This is a genomic window from Achromobacter sp. DMS1, from assembly GCF_001270295.1.
In genome coordinates this window covers 1-3,832 of record NZ_LHSJ01000341.1, presented here as the reverse complement: position 1 = coordinate 3,832, position 3,832 = coordinate 1, and the positions used below count along the sequence as shown (strand labels likewise).

At 69.7% G+C, this 3,832-nt stretch carries 5 protein-coding genes; all 5 read right to left on the bottom strand.

Translation table 11 applies throughout. From position 1 onward, the window contains the following. Positions 1-6: 6 nt before the first annotated feature. Positions 7-522, bottom strand: coding sequence for a nucleoside 2-deoxyribosyltransferase (locus AD428_RS23850; RefSeq protein WP_053246803.1), 516 nt, complete (start codon positions 520-522; stop codon positions 7-9). Between the two features lie 2 nt (positions 523-524). Continuing rightward, positions 525-1,103 (bottom strand): flavin reductase family protein, encoded by a 579-nt coding sequence (locus tag AD428_RS23845; RefSeq protein ID WP_053246802.1) that lies wholly within the window; start codon positions 1,101-1,103, stop codon positions 525-527. 67 nt (positions 1,104-1,170) lie between these two features. After that, entirely contained in the window at positions 1,171-1,635 is a 465-nt protein-coding gene (locus AD428_RS23840; RefSeq protein WP_053246683.1) for a nuclear transport factor 2 family protein, read from the bottom strand. A gap of 105 nt (positions 1,636-1,740) precedes the next feature. Continuing rightward, on the bottom strand, positions 1,741-2,352 hold the full coding sequence (locus AD428_RS23835; RefSeq protein ID WP_053246801.1) for an NAD(P)-dependent oxidoreductase: 612 nt from the start codon (positions 2,350-2,352) through the stop codon (positions 1,741-1,743). Between the two features lie 150 nt (positions 2,353-2,502). Further along, the gene (gene panE / locus AD428_RS23830; protein ID WP_053246800.1) at positions 2,503-3,429 is read right to left on the bottom strand and encodes a 2-dehydropantoate 2-reductase; all 927 of its coding nucleotides are present in this window, start codon (positions 3,427-3,429) and stop codon (positions 2,503-2,505) included. Positions 3,430-3,832: the final 403 nt, after the last annotated feature.

The window sequence follows — 3,832 nt, the reverse complement described above, 5'->3', positions numbered from 1 at the left end:
CCGGCCTCAGCCCGCCTCGGCCATGCGGGCCAGGCAGTCGTCCGGGCCGCCCACCACGATGCGGGCGGAGCACGCCAGCATCAGGTTCAGGTTCAGCCCGAAATCCTCCACCGTGTAGCCCTGCGCGTCCACGTGGCGCGCCGGCGAACCGGCCGCCGGATCTACCGGAGCGGGGACGGCGCGCGTCTGCTCGATGAGCGTGCCCGCCTGCCGGGTATAGCCCCACACGGGCTTGCCCAGGGCGACGGCGTAGCCCACCTCGAACGCCGTGCCGGAGTCGGGCTCCGCTCCGCGGAACGGGTTGAGGTTGGCCATGACAAGGTCGGCGCGCTCGATGAGCGCCACATTGGCGCGGTAGATCCATCGGGCCAGCTCGGGGCCGGACAGGCCCGCGGGCGCGGTATTGTCCAGCGGATACAGGCCCTCGAAGCCATGGCGCGCCGCCAGCGCGCGCAGCCGCTCGCCGTGGGCCACGGCGTCGGCCCGGAACACGTCGAAACCCGCCAGGTAGACCGTGCGCATGGCTACTGCGGCTCGGCCACGGAAAAGCCCTCGCCGGTGGCGAAGAACGAACCGCCGGCCAGGTAATGGATGGAACGGCGACCGGCTTGCGGAAAGTGCCAGCGGTTGCCGGAGAAGGCGTCGGGGGCGGCCCAGGCGGCCACGACCTCGCCGATGAACAGGTCATAGACCTGCTGGTTGTGCGGCTCGGGCACCACCTTGCATTCGAGCCAGCCCAGGCAGCCCTCGATAAGCGGGGCGCCGATGCGGCTGGCGGCGAAGGTGGCGAAGCCGCAGGCCGCGAACTTGTCCGTCCCGCGCCCGGTTTCCGAGCCCGCCACGTAGGTGGCCCGCGCCTGGTCGCGGGTGGGTATGCACAGCGCGAATTCGCCCGAACGCTCGATGAGTTCGCGCGTGTAGGTGCTCTTGTCCACCACCACCAGCATCTTGGGCGGGCTGAAATCCAGCGGCATGGCCCAGGCGGCGGCCATGACGTTGCGCTCTTCGCCGTGCGCGGTGCTGACCAGCACCGTGGGACCGTGGTTGAGCAGCAGGTAAGCGCGCTCGAGCGCGACGGGCTGGGCGGAAGAGGCTGTCGTCATGTCGGTGTTTCCGCGTGCGAAGCGCCTTGGCGGGCGGGAGCGTGGCGCCCCCCGGCCGAGGCCCCTGTCAGAACATGGTGTTCTTGTTGGCGGGATTTTCGGGGATTTCCTGGCTTACGTCCCAGTGTTCGGCGATCTTGCCGTTTTCCACACGAAAGATGTCGACGATCGCCTGGCCGCGGTCTTCGGGCGAATCTTTCCACAGGTTGTGGATAACTACCAGGTCGCCCTCGGCGACGACCCGCTTGATCTCCACGCTGGCCTGCGGGTGCTGCTCGAAATAGCGCGGAAAGAAATCCACCAGCGGCTCGGCGCCGTCGCCCATATAGGGGTTGTGCTGCACGTAGCGCGGGCCCACGTAGCGGCGCACCGCTTCTTCGATGTCGCGGTCCTGGAACATCATGCGAAAAAACGCCAGCACGATGTCCTTGTTCGAGGACGGGGACGGCTCGTCCGCATGGGCAGGCAGGGCCGCCATGCCGCAGAGGGCCAGCAGCGCGCAGAAAGCCAGTGATTTCAGCTTCATAGACATACGGGGACTCGGAAGAAAGGGCCGCCGGGGACGCCGGACGGGGGCCTGCCAGTTTACAAACAAACCCGGCCTTCCGGCCCCGCGGGTCCCCGATGCCTGCCGATCCTAGTAGCCCACGGTGAATCGCGCCCGCGAATGGCGCGGCGTCTCGATCTCGTCGGCCAGCGCGATGGCGTAGTCTTCCATGGAGATCCAGCTCTTGCCGTGCTCGTCGACCAGCAGCTCGTCGCCGCCCAGGCGGAACTTGCCCGTGCGCTCGCCCGGCTCGAACAGCGCGGAGGGCGAGAGAAAGGTCCAGTCCAGCACGTCTTCCTTGCGCAGCGTATCCAGGAACACGACGCCGGCGCGCGCCTCGGGCTTATAGGCGTCGGGAAAGTCGGGCGTGTCGATGAGCATCCGGTCCGGCCCCACCAGCAGGCTGCCGGCCCCGCCCACCACCAGCAAACGCGGCACGCCCGCGTCCTTGACGGCGGCCAGCAGGGGCTTGGCATCGGTGGACACGAAGCGCGTCGCGCTGACGACCGCGTCGTGGCCCTTGAGCAGGGGCGTCAGCCCCTGGGGATCGGTGGCGTCGCCGAGCTGCACGGTCAGCCCGGGCTGCGGCGGCACCTCGCCGCGGTTGCGCGCGATGCCGGTCACGGCGTGGCCGCGCCGCAGCAGTTCGTCCGCCACGCGCGAGCCGACGCGCCCGGTAATGCCGATCAAAGCGATTTTCATGGTGTTGCTCCCAAAAGGAATGATCCTGGAATGACCGGGTCCGCGCCGCCCGGCGCGAACCGTTCCCCACCCATACTATTCGCCGGAAACCGATCGAAAAACCCCGGAAGCCTGATTAGTTTTTTGCATGAAATGCATCAATGCCGCGGTTCAGCCGGCGGCCCGCTGCGCCTGGTACACCTGCAGGTGCGCGTAGGCCACGCGCAGGTAGGTCGCGTCCACGCCCAGCGTGCCGGCCCGGCGCACCATGTCGCCCACGATGTGGTCGGCCTCCACCGGCAGGCCCTGGCCCAGGTCGCGGAACATGGAGGCCGTCATGGGCTGGCTGCGGTCGGTGAAGATGCGCAGCGCCGAAGCGTCGGCTTCCGGGCGCACGGCATGGCCGCTGGCCGCCGCCACCGACTGGCATTCCTGCAGCATCGCGCGCAGCACCGCCACGCCGTCCTGGGTGGAAGCGATCTGCCCCACCGTGCCGCGCATCAGGCAGGTGCCCGCCGCCAGCGTGGTGAGGAACACGTATTTTTCCCAGATGTCCTGGTAGATGTTCTCGCTGAGCCGGCTGGTGTATTCGCCGCCGGCCAGGGCCTGCTCCAGCGCCACGCAGCGCGGGCTGCGCGCCGGCCCGGCGCGCTCGCCGAATACGATGTTGGCGTGCTTGCCCAGGTGCAGCACCTCGCCGTCGGCGCCCAGTGTGGCGTTGATCTGGCAGAGCCCGCCCAGCACGCGGTGGGGCTCGAACTCGCGGTCCAGCACGTCGTACTGCAGCACGCCGTTCATGATGGGCAGCACCACGGTCTCCGGGCCCACGGCCGGGCGGATGGCCTCGATGGCGCTGGCGAGGTCGTAGGCCTTGCAGCTCAGCACCACGACGTCGTAGCTGCCCGACAGCGTATCGCGGGTGACGATGCCGGGGCGCAGCGTGGCGTCGCCCAGCGGGCTGCGGATGCGCAGTCCCTGCTCGCGCAGCCGGGCCGCGCGCGGCTCGCGCACCAGGAAGGTCACGTCCGCCCCGGCCTGGGCCGCGCGCCCGCCGAAATACCCGCCGGTGCCCCCGGCGCCCAAGAACAACAACCGCATTGCCTGTCTCCTTTCCACGGTCCGCCCCACACTGGCGGACCCGACACCGGCATTATGCGCCCGGCCGGCAGCCGCGCCGCGGCGGGCGTCCATGCCGTGAGCGCGGCGCACCAGGCTGGTGCCGACAATCTTCCTCAAGGTGCCTATAATCGCGCCCGGCCCTGGGGTTTGTGCGGCTGGCGGCCTCGAACCCCATGGCATGCAACTTGCTTCGCCAGGACGGGCGGCGCACACAGCCGTGCGCCGCCCGCCGCCTGTCTCCCCGACCGATTCCAGAACACGCTCCGCGACACGGCCCGCCTGTGGCGCCCGCGCGCGCCCGGATACGCGCGTCTGGACCCGGCCGGCATGGCCGCCCGGCACGCCCGTAACCCATTCAATCCGCGTAGGAGCCCGATCCATG

What these genes read in the sequence shown, in the direction of transcription:
- AD428_RS23850 (WP_053246803.1), bottom strand. Translation starts at nt 522, where the DNA reads ATGCGCACGGTCTACCTGGCGGGTTTCGACGTGTTCCGGGCCGACGCC.
- AD428_RS23845 (WP_053246802.1), bottom strand. Translation starts at nt 1,103, where the DNA reads ATGACGACAGCCTCTTCCGCCCAGCCCGTCGCGCTCGAGCGCGCTTAC.
- AD428_RS23840 (WP_053246683.1), bottom strand. Translation starts at nt 1,635, where the DNA reads ATGTCTATGAAGCTGAAATCACTGGCTTTCTGCGCGCTGCTGGCCCTC.
- AD428_RS23835 (WP_053246801.1), bottom strand. Translation starts at nt 2,352, where the DNA reads ATGAAAATCGCTTTGATCGGCATTACCGGGCGCGTCGGCTCGCGCGTG.
- panE (WP_053246800.1), bottom strand. Translation starts at nt 3,429, where the DNA reads ATGCGGTTGTTGTTCTTGGGCGCCGGGGGCACCGGCGGGTATTTCGGC.